At 29.1% G+C, this 15,505-nt stretch carries 16 protein-coding genes; all 16 read left to right on the forward strand.

Annotated elements, in window-relative coordinates:
- The first annotated feature begins 36 nt into the window (after positions 1-36).
- Positions 37-1,284, forward strand: coding sequence for a hypothetical protein (locus J1C67_RS14470; RefSeq protein WP_167864975.1), 1,248 nt, complete (start codon positions 37-39; stop codon positions 1,282-1,284).
- A gap of 313 nt (positions 1,285-1,597) precedes the next feature.
- Complete coding sequence (locus J1C67_RS14475; protein WP_167864976.1) at positions 1,598-1,957, forward strand: hypothetical protein; 360 nt, start codon at positions 1,598-1,600, stop codon at positions 1,955-1,957.
- A gap of 385 nt (positions 1,958-2,342) precedes the next feature.
- The gene (locus tag J1C67_RS14480; protein ID WP_167864977.1) at positions 2,343-4,865 is read left to right on the forward strand and encodes a hypothetical protein; all 2,523 of its coding nucleotides are present in this window, start codon (positions 2,343-2,345) and stop codon (positions 4,863-4,865) included.
- A gap of 616 nt (positions 4,866-5,481) precedes the next feature.
- Positions 5,482-6,573: a BRO-N domain-containing protein gene (locus J1C67_RS14485; protein WP_167864978.1), complete on the forward strand. Its 1,092-nt coding sequence runs from the start codon at positions 5,482-5,484 to the stop codon at positions 6,571-6,573.
- A gap of 146 nt (positions 6,574-6,719) precedes the next feature.
- Entirely contained in the window at positions 6,720-7,493 is a 774-nt protein-coding gene (locus J1C67_RS14490; RefSeq protein ID WP_167864979.1) for a hypothetical protein, read from the forward strand.
- A gap of 38 nt (positions 7,494-7,531) precedes the next feature.
- Positions 7,532-7,840: a hypothetical protein gene (locus J1C67_RS14495; RefSeq protein ID WP_207253520.1), complete on the forward strand. Its 309-nt coding sequence runs from the start codon at positions 7,532-7,534 to the stop codon at positions 7,838-7,840.
- A 91-nt stretch (positions 7,841-7,931) separates the two neighbouring features.
- Positions 7,932-8,393 (forward strand): hypothetical protein, encoded by a 462-nt coding sequence (locus J1C67_RS14500; RefSeq protein ID WP_167864981.1) that lies wholly within the window; start codon positions 7,932-7,934, stop codon positions 8,391-8,393.
- A gap of 285 nt (positions 8,394-8,678) precedes the next feature.
- The gene (locus tag J1C67_RS14505) at positions 8,679-9,161 is read left to right on the forward strand and encodes a phage terminase small subunit P27 family (protein ID WP_167864982.1); all 483 of its coding nucleotides are present in this window, start codon (positions 8,679-8,681) and stop codon (positions 9,159-9,161) included.
- Positions 9,161-10,846 (forward strand): terminase large subunit, encoded by a 1,686-nt coding sequence (locus J1C67_RS14510; RefSeq protein ID WP_167864983.1) that lies wholly within the window; start codon positions 9,161-9,163, stop codon positions 10,844-10,846. The genes J1C67_RS14505 and J1C67_RS14510 overlap by 1 nt, the downstream gene beginning before the upstream one ends.
- 49 nt (positions 10,847-10,895) lie before the next feature.
- On the forward strand, positions 10,896-12,140 hold the full coding sequence (locus J1C67_RS14515; RefSeq protein ID WP_167864984.1) for a phage portal protein: 1,245 nt from the start codon (positions 10,896-10,898) through the stop codon (positions 12,138-12,140).
- Position 12,141: 1 nt separating this feature from the next.
- Positions 12,142-12,804 carry an HK97 family phage prohead protease gene (locus J1C67_RS14520; RefSeq protein ID WP_243176605.1) on the forward strand — a complete coding sequence of 221 codons (663 nt, stop codon included), beginning with the start codon at positions 12,142-12,144 and terminating at the stop codon, positions 12,802-12,804.
- A gap of 77 nt (positions 12,805-12,881) precedes the next feature.
- The gene (locus J1C67_RS14525; RefSeq protein WP_167864985.1) at positions 12,882-14,012 is read left to right on the forward strand and encodes a phage major capsid protein; all 1,131 of its coding nucleotides are present in this window, start codon (positions 12,882-12,884) and stop codon (positions 14,010-14,012) included.
- 48 nt (positions 14,013-14,060) lie between these two features.
- Positions 14,061-14,345, forward strand: coding sequence for a head-tail connector protein (locus tag J1C67_RS14530; protein WP_167864986.1), 285 nt, complete (start codon positions 14,061-14,063; stop codon positions 14,343-14,345).
- A 12-nt stretch (positions 14,346-14,357) separates the two neighbouring features.
- A complete protein-coding gene (locus J1C67_RS14535) occupies positions 14,358-14,699 on the forward strand; it encodes a phage head closure protein (RefSeq protein ID WP_167864987.1) in 342 nt (113 codons plus the stop codon).
- A complete protein-coding gene (locus J1C67_RS14540) occupies positions 14,699-15,061 on the forward strand; it encodes a hypothetical protein (protein ID WP_167864988.1) in 363 nt (120 codons plus the stop codon). Before J1C67_RS14535 ends, J1C67_RS14540 begins: the two co-directional genes overlap by 1 nt.
- Before the next feature lie 7 nt (positions 15,062-15,068).
- Entirely contained in the window at positions 15,069-15,425 is a 357-nt protein-coding gene (locus J1C67_RS14545) for a prohead protease (protein ID WP_167864989.1), read from the forward strand.
- Positions 15,426-15,505 lie beyond the last annotated feature (80 nt).

A 15,505-nucleotide genomic window follows, 5' to 3' on the forward strand; every position in this document is an offset into this window, starting at 1 on the left:
TCCTAAAATACAAACAAAAAAGGGATGGTATTAATAATGTGTAAAGACAAAATATGTACAATAAAAGGATGCGAAAGTAAAATAAAAGCAAGAGGATTATGTTCAACTCATTATAAACAACTACTAAGAAATGGACGTGTACAAGATGTAATAGATACAGATATCACAGTAATGGATTTAGCAGTAAAGGCAATAAAAAATTCTGGAGCATATACAGCTGATACTATGAAGGAGTTTATGGCTAAGAAAGTATCTATTAAAATAATAGATATTGCAGGAAAATCAGAAATAGTTATAAAAAGTAATCCAATGTCTTTCTTCAACCAAAAGACATTAGAGTATTCTATATTCTCAGGAGACCAAGGTATGAATAAAAGCATACAGGGCTTTAGAATAACTGATTTAGTAGAAAAGAAATACCAATTAGCAGCATTTACTCTATCTGAAGCTATCAATGAAAATAATGAAATTGTATGTACTACTGGAATAGCTATAGGAGAAACATTAACTGGAATGCCTCCTGCGTCTGAACTTCAAATGGCTAGGATGTTAGGCTATGCAGACAATGGTAAGAGATATAAAGAATGCATTAAATCATTGTTAAAGTCTGGGATAATATATAAATTTACAATGAAAGAAGATATGCCAGGAATGATTAATTCAGTATTTTTCTTTAACCCTATATTCCAAAACAACGGAAAAGGAATATCTCCAAGATTATTCTTCTTTTTCTACTCATCTTTCGACTTAATGGCTAAACAAAACAAAGCTTTCCAATTTAGGTTTGAACAAATGGCTAACTTTTCTTTATCTTGGATAGTTAATAAAAGGGCTGACTTCAAAGAGTTATTATCTAAAAGAGCAGAATTAGGAGAAATTAAAACGGCAGAAATGGCTACTAAAATAGTTTCAGAAGTTGCAAATTCTTATGGCATAAATGTAGACTTAATCGCTGAAATAGAAAGTGATGATATGGATGAAATAAGCTTAATCGAAATGAAATTGAATCCAGCATTATCTTACACTAACTTAGAATATGGAATAACTGAAGAAGCTATTATGAATGAAGATGTACTAGAATCTGCAATGGAAGATGTGTTCCCAGTTACTGTTGAAGTTAATACTTCAAGAAAATCTATGTCGGAGATCATGAAAGAAAGAATGGAATCTAATAAAGATAAACCTAAGATAAAAGTTGGGCCTAGACCTAGTAAGTTACCTACTAGATATGTAGATAGCAACAATAACTTATATGGAAATGAATCTGAAAGCACTTATATGTAACAAAAAAACTAACTATAAAAATAAAGAGGGGAAAATTAAAATGATATTAAATAGTTTACTAAATACCGCATTAGTCAAAAGAGTATAAGGAATAAAGAATATACGAATAAATATGTTTTGTTGTGATAGACATTTAGATTAAATTGCAATTAAGGTATATATTTATTACTATAGGACTAGGGGGATTTATGAGTAAAGAAGAATACGAGAAAACAGAGTACGTTCATTATTATACAATACTATATTGAGATAAGAATTCCTGAAGAATATAGTGAATCAATAGGAAAATATTAATTGAAAAGAGGTTATATTAGTGATGAATACTTGGGAAGTATCAGAAAATGTAATTAGTGAATTTCGAACTGATAATAAAAATAGAAGAGTAACGACGATAAGTGAAGAGTATATGTATATAGATCCACAAATGATAATTGCAATTAATTCTGATTATGAATACCCAGAAATATTGAATGACTATAAAATGAAGAGATTAGAAGAGTCAGTTATATCTAATGGATGGTTAAATAATAATATAGGGGATTTTTCATTGCTTATGCTTCCTAATGGACATTTAGTTGTTAATGGTAATGGCAATCATAGAGCAGTTCTTTCTAAAGAAATGAAAATTAAATCAGTAATAGCAAATGTAATAAGGATTATATATGAAGATTAGAAAATAAAATAAAATAAAATAATTTAATTAATGGAAGAAACAACGCTAATTATGGAGGATAAATTTACAAAAACTTTAATAGATCTAAGATATTATCTAAAGAAATAATTGAGAAATCATACAGTATTGAGTAGAGGCTTGGAGTAATGATGATTTATAACTTAGCCAAGGTAGAGAATCTAGAACAAGTAAACAAATATTTAAATATTGAATATAAAGACTTATAAAATATTTCATTAAAAGAGTAGCTAGAGATAGCTACTCTTTTTTTTATACATAATTATTTTTTTTGAAATGTTATATAGACATTATTAGACCGTAATTCCATAGGTGAGCAAGGAAGATGAAATAGCCTTGTATCCTAATGTATTGGCGGTTATTTTTTATGTTAAAAAAACAAACTTCTATAATGTCATTTCAAGCAAAAGATTTATTTTCTACAGAGAATTATATGACAACAGGATTAAGAAAATTTAAAGCTACCTTGGATTATTCATTAGAAGCTCTAAAACTAGAAGAATTAGGACAGGAACTATTAGGAGAAGAATTATTTTACATGATTGAAGAAAAACAATATACTAATTCAGTTATATCAGTTAATTTTGACTACTCAGTTAAAGATGAAGATGGTAAAGTTACTACTAATACAACTAAACTAAGGGAAGAATTATACAATAATGGATTTGTAGTTAATGAAGCTAAATATGTAAGATTTAAAAGAAGTAATGGTAGTTCAAGAATTGGTAAATGCTTATTTATACTAGAAGATTTATATAAAGAAATTATGAAATGGTCTTATATGGGTATTAATCATACAGAGGGTATAGCCTGCGATTTAGCAGCATTAGAAGCCTATGTTGCATTAACAACTTCTTCAATTATTGATACTATCCAAATAAAGCCCGAGAATATACTTCTAATTGAAGATTATGAATCAATTTTTAAAACTACAGGAATGATTACTAAAATATTAGGAGATAGCCTTTATACAGCCCCAGAAGAAGTTGAAGTAACAAATAGCATATGGGATGGGCAATCTCTTATGGATAGCAGCCTGTTTAAAGCAAAATATGAGGATAAAGGATTTTTATTACTTAGGAATAGGTTTGTTAAGACCGCAGCTTTTAATACAAATATTCAACAATTCTTAAAAGATAACAATATCACTTCAATAGGACAACTGAATGGAAAAACTACAGCTACAGATATTTCTCAAATAAAATTCATAACTACACCTTCTTCTATCAAATATTTAAAATTTGGAACTTGGGAAGACTTCATAAGTAAATGCAGTAGCACTTGGGGAATCGTGAAGTATGATAAGCCTACAAACTTTTATAATGGAAAGATGGTTCAATCCCACTACCAACTGCTTAATACTTTACAATTAGATAAAGAAGAAGTAGCAGCCTTTTTAAAGCCATCTATGGACTATATTAATTTATTAAAAAATGATTTGAAAGTATTTAGGAATCACTTAAAAATGAAAATATCAGAAGACGTAAACTTAGGAACTATTAACTCCAATAATGATTTAATGTATAACTTATTACAATTAAATGACGATTTTGCTAATACTAATGTATTTGTTAATTTTAGGGCTGGTGTAATAAAATCTTACGTAAAAAATATGCGTAAAGGTCATATTTTGGTTGATGGGAATTACTCAGTATTATTTGGAAATGCTTACGAGATGCTACAGGCTAGCATAGGAACATTTATAGGAGAAAGTTTACTAAAAGGCAATGAAATAAGCTGTAAGAACTTTAATTATAATACAGAGCTAATCGGCAGTAGAAGTCCTCATGTAACGATGGGAAATTTACTGATATCCTACAATATTAAAAATGAATTAATAAATAAATACTTCAATTCAAGTAAGCAAATAGTGCATATTAATAGTATTGGCGAGAACATCTTAGAAAGACTTTCTGGGAGTGATTTTGATAGTGACAGCCTTCTGTTAAGCACTAATGAAATACTAATAGCTGCTGCAAAGAAAAACTATAATAACTTTTTAGTACCAACATCAATGGTTCATGGCAAGAAAGCCAAAAGATACATGACAGCAGCACAGAAAGCTGATCTGGATACTAAAACAAGCGTAAATCTTATAGGAGAAAGTATAAACTTATCTCAAATTTTAAATAGCATCTTATGGGATGAAATAAACACAGGAGCTACTGTAGAAGAGGTGCAAGGACTATATGCAGATATAAGCCAGCTTGACATAATGTCTTGTATTGAGATAGACAGAGCTAAAAAGGAATTTGATATAAATAATGCTAAGGAATTAAAAGCTATAAGAAATAAATATAAAATAAAAGATGAAGTAACTGGATTAACAATAAGACCATTGTTCTTTAAATATGTAGGAGAGGGCCAAAATTATTCATTTAAAAGTTTTAATACAACTATGGATATATTAGAAGAAAGTATAACAGAACAACTTAGGAGTATTAGGTGCAAAAGAAGAACTACTAATACTACTATAGTAAAATTATTAACTAAAGACGTTAAATTAAATGATGCTAATAGACACCAAGCATCTAAAATAATAGAAAGATGTGAAGAAGTTAGAGCTAATTTAGAATATCTATGGATAAGTAATTTAGAAAATAAACATGATTTGATAACACAAACTACTAATAATTTTGTTGAAGAAATTGCTTTATTAAAAGTAAGTGTTGCTACTATAAAAAAATTACTGACAGATATATCTAAAGATAAAAAAATTAATAAATTAGAAAGATCAATGTTATTAACTTTATATAATGCACATACAGCAGTATTTAAAGAATTGTTTATAGAAGTAAAAAAACCAATTAAATTTTTAAAACTTACTAAAAATATAGAAGAGTGCCAAGTGCAAATATATTCTCTTCATTATAAAGTAATAACAAAATAATCATGAAGGAGCTGAAAGGCTCTTTTTTGCGTTTAATTGTTAAAATGGATTCACGCAAATTTTATTTAAAACTACCTATAAGTCAGTCATACCAACGATTGCATAAAAAAAGATATTAGACACTTTAGGAGAGAGGATATTGGGGGCAAAGAACGAACAATAAATCTCATGTTAAAGGCAATTCGAGAAGTAAGACCTTTACTAAGCAAGATAAAGTGAAAGAAGCTTAAAGTTGCTGCAAATATAATTATGGAGTCACCTAATGGATTGGGAGGCTCTTTTTTAAGGAAGTGAATATAAATGTATAAAGTATTAAGAGTAGAGGGGGATAGCAGAACGTTAATTAGACATTTCGAAAAACTTATCGAAGCATTAACATTCAAAGTTTACCTTGAAAGCATAAATCAAAAAAATGAATATCAAGTAATTTAGGAGCCATCTAAGGGATTAGATGGCTTTTTAGTTATGCCTTAAAACTAGCTATAAAAACATATAAGTCTATACCTTGATATAGATTGACTCCCTATATTGGGGGCAAATGGTTTATGTGTTTTTACAGGTGGTTTTAAAACCATACATTAGAAGTTTAACGGTACTTTAAACCGTAGGAGTCAGAATGGACAATTTAACAGTATTAGAGCAAAGAGAAGTATTAGGAAAAGAGTTTACTATTTACGGAACTAAAGATGAACCATTATTTTTAGCAAAAGATGTTGCAGATTGGATTGAACATACTCATGTAACGAAGATGCTAAAAAATATAGATGAAGATGAAAAAACCACATGTACTATTAATACATGTGGTAATTATAAATCACAAGCTACCTTTTTAACAGAAGATGGATTCTATGAGGTACTAATGACAAGTAGAAAACCAATAGCAAAAGTATTTAAAAAAGAAGTTAAAGTTATTTTAAAAGAAATAAGAACTAATGGGGCATATGTATCTCAAAATATTACGCCAGAGCAAGAAGTAAAACTTGATTTATTTTCTACACCTTTAAAAAGAAGAAATACTTTTGAAAACACACCTATAGAATCACTTGAAGAGGTGATAGGTGAATGTATGGATTACAATAAGAGGAAAACTGCAAAAGATAAAATAATTATTTTAAAACATGCTATGAAGGTTATAGAAGAAAGAAAAGAATTATCTACAAGTGCAGGCCTTAGCTTTATGCTGGCAGATATATTAACTAATTTAAGTAAAACTATTACTGCTACATCTAATAGGAAGAATGGGTGCATAGTGAGATCTAAAAATAAAGAATTAATAGCTAAAGATACTTTTATAGGGAAATGCAAAGAATATGTAGATGAATGTGAAGAGTTCATAAGCTATTATCATCCAACACCAGAAGAATATACTACTTTATATTATCATGGGTTTACTGTTAATTATGCATACAAAGCAAAATGGGATTCAATAATATGTAGTAATGAATATAGAAGTTGGAAAGATAATTTCCCAGTAGAAGACATTCCAGACCTATCTCATATTGATTTTACAAAAAAGGTTAATATATGGATGTATTTCGATCATAAAGAAAAAATGGATGTACCTAACTTTTCAAAAAGTCTTATAGATGCTATATGTAGTCATATAGGGGTAAATGATAATAAAGTACAATTGCAGCAATGTGTATCTAATGAATATATTAATAGGTTTTCAGATGGTAAAACCTATTTTGTAATGAAACAAGCTTAGAAGCTGCCTAAAATTGGTGGCTTTTTTGTTATGTAAAAAGAATAAGTGAGTATTAAAAATTCAATAATCTCATAATGTTACAAGTTATTCTAAAATTATACAAGCTATGGTATAATAAGGCATAATTTATAAAAGGAGATGTGATTATGGATGACTTATTAATAATTCAAATGGTACTATCTCTTATAGCAATTATAATAACATATTTACTTGGGACAAGTAAAAAGCGAATAATGAAAAAATTAGTAACTAAAAAATATAGAGAGAAGTTCAAAAATAAAAATATAGAAGAAAAATTTTATATAATTAAAGAGTATTATATATCCGAATTTAATACAATAGAGAAAATTAATAATAAAAAGAAAATAATTAGATTAAATGATTATTCAATAGTTAATATTAATATTGCAGATATACTCGGAAGGATAGTAATATTAGTATTACCAATACTTATAAGTATAAATATATTTTTTTTGAATTCAAATTTTACCGAGGTTCAAAAAGGTAACCAAGATTTAATTAGATTAAATGATGAAATTAAACAAAATGAAAATAATGAAGAAATAAAAAATAAAAAGCAAGAAGAAGTGATAAAAATAAAAGAAAAAATAAGTAAAAATGTAAGTGAAATTGGAGAAACATTCTCTATAGAAAATTTTCTTTTTCCAACTATTATTTTTATTATATTTCTGATATTAATATCAGAAATTTTGAAATCAATGGAAATTAACAGAATGAAAATTACAGATAATATTAAAATTAATTTAATTGAAATTTTAGATGAAATTAAGGCCGATTTAATTCAAAAAGAAAAAGAAAATAATGATATTCTTATTGAAGAGAAGAGATTAAACAATAAAAAATTAGAAAATAGCTTTAAAAATAGATTTAAAAAATTTATAGGGATTGAGGAGTCTTAAATTAAGACTCTTTTTTTGTGCATCCAATTAAGGGAAGGATGGCTATAAAAGTAAGATTAAATATTATAAATGAAAATATAAAAAAGCTAGGGAAAAATAAACCTAGCTTTTTTATTATGCCTAAATATATAAAGGAGCTAAGTATTATGCAAGTAGTAGAGGTTATGCCTTACAAGAACTTTAAAGATAAAATAAGTATTATAAAACAATTTAAATTAATTAAGTTTATAGATCTGGGCGGATCGCTTATGACTATTAAAGAAGATGGAATAAAAGAAGAGGAAGATCCAAATTATTTATGTTATATGGAAAGGGTTAAGTTAAGGAGGGAGAAATCATGTTATTAGATTTTATAATATTACTATGCTTAGCTAGTCCTATATGGGGCTTTTTATTGTACATTCTTTATTGCTATAAATATAATCACAAGAAAAAATAATGCCACTAAAGAGTTGTAGTGGCTGCAATAAAATAGTTCCATATAACCATGTATGCAAAGTTATAGCTAAGGAAAAGAGTAAAGCAAGAAATAGTAAGGAAGATGCACATATATACAATACTCCAGAGTGGAAGAGATTAAGGAAAGATATTCATTCAAGATACAATAGTGTAGACCTATGGAGTTTTTATGTAGATGGAACAATAAAAGAAGCTAAGGTTATCCATCATATAATTGAGATCAACGCTAACAAGGAGTTAGCTTATGACTATAATAACGTCATACCTTTATCAGTTGATTCTCATACTCTTATCCATAAGTTATACAAGACTAAGCATAAGGACGATGTAAAGGAATTATTATATATGTTTAAAAAAATGTATGAGGATAACAAAAGGTTAGACTATATGGGTAAGTACAACACAACAACCAAGGGATGCAAGTTAGGAGTTAATGAGTAGATACACATGGATAGATGATGACATCATCTATAAGGCTATAAGGACGTTTAATTAATATATTCTCTTAATCGCATTCTAAGCAACATTTAATGATAAAGTAATGTATTTACCTAACTAATGTCGTTACACACGGAATTAGAAAACTAATATATATCCCCGTACCATAAGTAGGTAAGGTTCGAGAATCAGAAAACATCTACGATGCTTACCTACGTAAACAAAACCCCGAAATGGGATGTTTAAAAGAAGTAATAAGTATTCAAAAGAAATAGAGGAGGTGATTTGATGGCTAGAGCTGCAAAACCCGTAGATTTACAAAGTTCAAAAATGGGAAAAGCTGAAAAGAAAAAAAGGAAGGAAGCCGAAGAGAAATTAAAGGGGAATAAAAATTTAGTTTACAAAGCTCCAACGGATTTAGACAAAGAAGAAAAGAAAATATATCTATTTATTACTAAGGAATTAAAAAATGCAGATGTATTATGCAATTTGGATATTGAGATGATAAAAATTACAGTAGATGCAATAATGAGGATGAATGAATGTAAAGCAATTATAAAAACACATGGAGCGATTATGTACGGCGATAATGATAATATGTATAGGAATCCAGCGACTTTAATTTATAAAGACTACAATGCTATTTATAATAAATGTTGCATGGAATTAGGATTGTCAGTATCTTCCCGAGCAAAATTATCTACTATAAATATTGATGCCGCAGCAACTAAAGAAGATCCTTTGTTAAAGATTTTAGCTGGAGGTAAGTAATGTTTTTATTAGATAATGCGATTCAATATGCAGAAGATGTTGTAGCTGGAAAAGAAATTACTACTAAAGAAATTATTATACAGTGTAAATGGTTTTTAATAGATTATAAGAAGAGGCAGTACGAGGAAGATTTTCAATTTTATTTTGATGAAGAAAAGTTATCTATAATAAATAATTTGTTGAAACTTTTCAATTTCGCAACTGGATTTGTTGAAGGGAAACAAGTCTTAGAAAATTTAGCTCCGTTTCAATGTTTTGCAATAGCTAATATATTTGGATGGAGATATAAAAACAATATCGTTAAATTTAGATATAACGATATAACTTTATATATGGCCCGTAAAAATGCTAAAACAGCTCTAGTGGGAATAATATTCTTATTACTATTAATTACAGAACAAAAGTATAGTGAGTTTTATTCTATATGCTTATCAAAGGAATTAGCGGCAGAAATCAAAAAGTCCATGGAGCAAATTATTAATGTAAGTCCTTTAGTTAATAAACATTTTAAAGTATCTACTACCAAAACTGGAATGATAACATGCCTATTAACTAATAGCTTTTTTCAACCAAGAACTGCGGAAGCTGGAAAAAATAATTCCATTCGACCCTCAGCTTATGTAAGTGATGAACATGGTAACTTTAAGGATAACAGTAATTTTACTGCCATGAAGTCGGGCCAAAAGAATGTTATAAATCCTTTAGTCTTTCGGACAACAACAGCTTATGCAATTGATAATTCCATTATGATTGATGATTTAGACTATATTAAAAAAGTTTTCAGTCGAGCTATTAAAAATGAAAGACAGTTCGCATTATTGTATTATGCAGATGAAGAAAATTTATGGAATGACGATGGTATGTACCAAGCGAACCCACTAAGAATAGAAGAAAATTATACAACGATTAAAGAGGATAGGGAGAGAGCGGAGGTTCAAGACAATTTAAAAGAAGAATATTTAACAAAAGCAATGAATTACTTTTTACCTGCAAATGTGGGTGAAACTTATATTAATTCCGATGCAGTTGCTAAGTGTAGTACAAAAGAAGACCTGGAGTTCTGGAGAGGAAAACAGGTCTATTTGGGCGTTGACATGTCTCAAACTGACGATTTAACGGCTGTATCTATGGTTTGTTTGCATGAAGGATTTATTCATGCAAAGTCTTGGGCCTTTATTCCCGCAGAATCTATTGAAGTTAAATCTAAAAAAGATAAGGTTGATTACAACATAATGATTGAAAATGGTAACGCTTTCTATAGTGGATCTGCAATTATAGATTATGCATTTGTAGAAAACTTTGTAATAACTTTAAGTAAAGTCTATGGGGTAGAGATTGTTCAATTAGGGTTTGATAAAAGGGATGCCTTGAGTTCAATTCAAAAATATGAGAATGCTTATGTCGAGTGTGTTGAAGTTCGGCAGCACAGCAGTGTTTTATTTCCACCGACTAAATTACTTAAGGAAAGTATATTATCAGAAAAATTTAAGTTTGATAAAAACAAATTATTAGAAGTGCATTTTATGAATTGCAAATGTGCTTATGATACAAATAAACATTATTATGTTACAAAGAAAAAATCTACAGGAAAGGTTGATATGGTAGTTAGTTTAATTATTGCAACGTATCTATTGCAGCAAAAAGAGCTGGAAGATGATGATGAGTTTACCTGTGAGTCTTATTAAAATAATTAGTGAGAGTTGGGTGGGAATAAAGTAAGGAAGGAGGAAAAACATGAGTATATGGAATAGAAATAAAGTAATTGAAACAAGAGAAGATCCAATTGCAGGGCCATTAGATGATTTATTAGTCCAAGCAGATGTATCAGATGTTCCAATTTCTAAAACAGATGCAATAAGTATTCCAGCAGTTGGAGCATGTGTAGACTTAATAGCTGGTATTATTGCGGGTTTAAATGTAAAACTATATAAAGAAAATGATGGAAAAACTGAAATGATAGAAGATACTAGAACATTTGCACTTAATAAAAACACTGGAGATACATTAAACCCAGCAGAAATAAAAAGAGCTATGGTTACAGATTATCTATTAGATGGGAAAGGTTATATATACATTAATAAAACTGGATCTAATGTAAAATCCTTAAATTATGTTGAGAATAAAAATATTAGTATTTTAGTTGCCCAAGATCCTATTTTTAAGGATGCCGATTTTACAGTAAATGGAGCAAAATATTTACCATTCCAATTTATTAAATTGTTGAAGAATACTAAGAATGGGTTTGATGGTACTGGAATTATAAAGCAAAATAATATTGCTTTAAGTGTGGCATTCAATGCATTAAATTATGAAAAAGTATTGTTAACAACTGGCGGGAATAAAAAAGGATTCTTAAAAGTAGCTAAAAAATTATCAGATTCAGCAATCCGATCTTTAAGGAAAGCATGGAAAGATTTATATTCAGCTGGTAAAGAAGGAATTGTTATTTTAAATGAAGGCATTGACTTTAAGGAAGCCCAAGCAACTAATTTAGAATTGCAGTTAAGCGAGAATAAAAAGCAAAATAATGCTGAAATCCTTAAAATGTTTAATGTACCAGCAGGTTTATTAAATGAAAATGCAACAGAAGGTGAATATAATTCATTTATCAAAATTGCAATTTTACCTTTGATAAACGCTTTTGAAAGTGCCTTGAATTCTAGTTTATTAACAGATGTAGAAAAGAAAAGTAATTATTATTTTGCTTTTGATACAAATGATTTGCTAAAAGGATCTATAAAAGAGCGTATGGAAGCGTATTCGATTGGGATAAACTCAGGGATATATACCCTAAATGAAGTTAGAAATAAAGAAAACCTTGAAGATATTGAAGGTTTAAATGTGTTGAAAATGAATTTAGCAGATGTAATTTTTGATATTAAAACCCAAACGTGGATTGTTCTTAATATGTCTAATAAAGTACCAACTGGAGAAGCTACAAAGCCTATAGCAGATACAGCCGAGGGGGTGAAAAATTAAGATGAATATGGAAATTAGGAACGATAGTATAATTCTAAAAGGATATATTAACGGAGTAGAAAGAGAGTCAAGGGTATTAAACTCACCCCAAGGAAAGTTTGTTGAAGTAGTAAAAGCTGGAGTTTGGCAAAGGGCACTAGATAAAGCCGAAGACGTAGAGTTTTTATTTAATCATGATGCTGATAGGAAACTAGGATCAATTAAGGCTGGGAATGTTGAACTGAGAGAAGATAATATAGGGTTGTATGGAGAGTTTAAAATTACAGATAAAGAAGTAATAGGAAAAGCCCATACAAATAAATTAGTTGGATTTAGTTTTGGATTTAAGTCTAATAAACAAAGCTATTCCAAAAATGATAATGGAATAGATAAAAGATCTTTAGAAGACATTACTTTATTTGAAGTATCTTTATTGGATAACTTAAGAACACCAGCATATTTTGGAACGTCAATAATTGAAAGTAGATCAGAAGGTAATAGTGAAGAAATATTAGTAGAACACCGTTTTATTGATTCGGAAATTGAAGTTATAGAAAAAACAGAGCCGCAGGATGATGTACAAGATGAAAATAACAAGGTAGTTGAAGAAAGAGACGTAGAGCAAAATAAAATTGCCTATGAGCTTTTAAATAAGGAAATAGAGATATTAAAACTTAAACACTAGAGATAGTGCTTTTTTTATACCCTTTTTTAAGGGGAAATAAATATTAAACAAAAATAATTATTAAGTGAGGTTACAACATGTTAAAAGAATTAATGGAAAAAAGAGAAGCAAAAGTTGAGGAAATGGAAGTGATTTTAGGAGCTGCAAAGGTAGAGGTAAGAGCCTTTAGCGAAGATGAAACTTCAAAATTAGAAGTTTTAAAAACTGAAATTAAAGCTATTGATGGATCAATCAAAATTGAAAAGGAGTGTAGAGCTATGAAAATGAAAAAAGCAGTAGAAACAAAAGTTGAAGAAAGAGGAGTTGAGGTAATGGAAACAAGAGCAATCGATGAAAAGGCATTTTTAGGATTTGTAAGAGGCGAGGAAAGAGCATTAGATGTTGCAGCAAATGGATCTATTATACCAGCATCTATTTCTAACAGAATTATAGAACAAGTAAAGGAATTATCTCCAATCTATGCAATGGCTACAATCTATAATGTAGGTGGAGATTTACTATTTCCAAGCTATGATGAGTCTACAGCAGCAGTTAAAGCAGTTTACGTTGATGATTTAGCTGAATTAACAGAATCTAATGGTAAGTTTGTAACAGTTAAATTATCTAACTTTATTGTTGGTTGTTTAGCTAAAGTTTCAAAGTCTCTTATGAATAGAACAGATTTTGACCTAGTATCATTTATTGTTGGAAAAGTAGCAAAAGCAATAGCTGAATTCTTAGAAAAAGAATTAATCCAAGGAACAACTGGGAAAATGAGAGGGTTAGCATCTACTACTAATATTGTTACGAGTGCAGTAGTTGGAAAAATAGATTCTGACGATCTTATTGAGCTACAAATGACAGTTCCAGAAGTTTATCAATCTGGGGCAGTATTTATTATGAATAAATCTACTCTAAAGACTTTAAGAAAGGTTAAAGATTCTACTGGTAATTATCTGTTAAATAAGGATGCAACTATGGCATTTGGATGGGAGCTATTCGGTAAACCAGTTTACACAAGTGAATCAGTTGACTTAATTGCAACTGGTAAAAATGCAATATTCTATGGGGATATGAGCGGATTAGTTGTTAAATTAGCTCAAAATGTAGAGATACAAGTATTAATGGAAAAGTACGCAACACAACATGCAGTTGGAGTTGTAGGTTATGTGGAATGTGATTCTGCAATAATCGAAAATCAAAAGATAGCGGTACTTAAAGTTAAATAGTTAATTTAGGGTGGACAAGTTCCGCCCTTTTTTATTGAGGTGAAAAAAATGAAAATAAGTGAAGTTACTATAGATATAATGCATCAATTTTTAAGGATAGATAGCACTGAGGATGATATATTATTGCAAATTATTAAGGATGCTGCAAAAGCATACATTAAAGCTTATACAGGATTAACAGATGAAGAAATAGAAAAAAAAGATGATCTAACTATGGCTTACATGGTTTCAATAACTGAAATGTATGAAAATAGATCAATAACAGTTGAAAAAGATAAGGTAAATAAAATTATAGATAGCATTTTAAACATGCATTCTATAAACCTATTATAGATAGGAGGGTCTATGGATTATAAAATAAATATAGGAGATTTAAACAAAAGAATTACTATACAGGAACTAAAAACCATAACAACAGATAATGGTTTCGAGGAAGAAAAATGGGTAGATTCCAAGACAGTTTGGGCAAAAGTAAATAATTTATTTGGCAAAGAATTCTGGAGTGCAAAAGCTATCAATCAAGAAAATTCTTTAGATTTTATTATTAGGTACAGTAAAGATTTAAGCATCTTAGATAGCAAAACAAATAGAATATATTGGAATGAAAGAGCCTTTAATATAACTTTTATAGATAATATTCAATATAAAAATACGTGGATAAAAATAAAAGGGATTGAGGTGGTTTAATGGCTGCTGGAGTTGGGATTCAAGGGATGGAAGACTTAACAAATTTATTAGAAAATATGACTATTACTACAGCAGAAGAATCGAGGGCAATGAAAAATGCACTTGAAGCACCTTATAAAGAAGCTTTAAAAAATGCACCATACCTTAAAGGATTTACTAAGAGTTCTATAAAAAAAATAGTTAAAAAAGAAGAAATGGCTATAGTAGGAAAAATAAGAGTCAATGGATGGACTGGAGTATTTACGGAATATGGTACTAGTAAGGATAAAAGCCATGTTAATTGGTTCGGCGGCAGCATAGATGGAACACAAAATGAATTTTTCCAAAGACTTGCTACTGAATTATTAAAGAAGGCGAAGTAGGTGAAAAATGAATATTAAAAAATATGTAAAACAGTCCCTAGAAGATAAGTTAATTATAGATTTACTCGCTGATAAAAAGGTGTATTTTCTTCATGCTAACGCTCCTAAAATACCTTATTTAGAATATGAGATAGTAGGAGAATACGGTGTTGATTGGGCAGAAGGAAAGGAAATAGCTACAGATTATACAGTGCAAGTAGATGTTTTTAGCAATACAGATTATACAGAGATAGAAGAGGAAATTGGAAAAGTTATGATAAACAAAGGGTTTAAAAGAATAGGAGCCGTTGATTTATGGGAAGAACAAACAAAATTATTTCATAAAGCTTTAAGGTTCAATATCAGCAGATTAGCAAATGGCTAGTCTTTTTTTTATGCCCAAAAACAAGTCTTTTCGGAATTAGACAGTAAAGAAATTACTATTTAAAAATGAAAGAGGGAATT

Origin of the sequence: Clostridium gasigenes, from assembly GCF_017348895.1 — a bacterium.
GTDB lineage: Bacteria > Bacillota > Clostridia > Clostridiales > Clostridiaceae > Clostridium > Clostridium gasigenes.

Coding starts and splice junctions, on each gene's coding strand:
- J1C67_RS14505 (WP_167864982.1), top strand. CDS start 8,679: ATGGCTAGAGCTGCAAAACCCGTAGATTTACAAAGTTCAAAAATGGGA.
- J1C67_RS14490 (WP_167864979.1), top strand. CDS start 6,720: ATGGATGACTTATTAATAATTCAAATGGTACTATCTCTTATAGCAATT.
- J1C67_RS14485 (WP_167864978.1), top strand. CDS start 5,482: ATGGACAATTTAACAGTATTAGAGCAAAGAGAAGTATTAGGAAAAGAG.
- J1C67_RS14495 (WP_207253520.1), top strand. CDS start 7,532: ATGGCTATAAAAGTAAGATTAAATATTATAAATGAAAATATAAAAAAG.
- J1C67_RS14515 (WP_167864984.1), top strand. CDS start 10,896: ATGAGTATATGGAATAGAAATAAAGTAATTGAAACAAGAGAAGATCCA.
- J1C67_RS14525 (WP_167864985.1), top strand. CDS start 12,882: ATGTTAAAAGAATTAATGGAAAAAAGAGAAGCAAAAGTTGAGGAAATG.
- J1C67_RS14510 (WP_167864983.1), top strand. CDS start 9,161: ATGTTTTTATTAGATAATGCGATTCAATATGCAGAAGATGTTGTAGCT.
- J1C67_RS14530 (WP_167864986.1), top strand. CDS start 14,061: ATGAAAATAAGTGAAGTTACTATAGATATAATGCATCAATTTTTAAGG.
- J1C67_RS14535 (WP_167864987.1), top strand. CDS start 14,358: ATGGATTATAAAATAAATATAGGAGATTTAAACAAAAGAATTACTATA.
- J1C67_RS14470 (WP_167864975.1), top strand. CDS start 37: ATGTGTAAAGACAAAATATGTACAATAAAAGGATGCGAAAGTAAAATA.
- J1C67_RS14500 (WP_167864981.1), top strand. CDS start 7,932: ATGCCACTAAAGAGTTGTAGTGGCTGCAATAAAATAGTTCCATATAAC.
- J1C67_RS14520 (WP_243176605.1), top strand. CDS start 12,142: ATGAATATGGAAATTAGGAACGATAGTATAATTCTAAAAGGATATATT.
- J1C67_RS14480 (WP_167864977.1), top strand. CDS start 2,343: ATGTTAAAAAAACAAACTTCTATAATGTCATTTCAAGCAAAAGATTTA.
- J1C67_RS14545 (WP_167864989.1), top strand. CDS start 15,069: ATGAATATTAAAAAATATGTAAAACAGTCCCTAGAAGATAAGTTAATT.
- J1C67_RS14540 (WP_167864988.1), top strand. CDS start 14,699: ATGGCTGCTGGAGTTGGGATTCAAGGGATGGAAGACTTAACAAATTTA.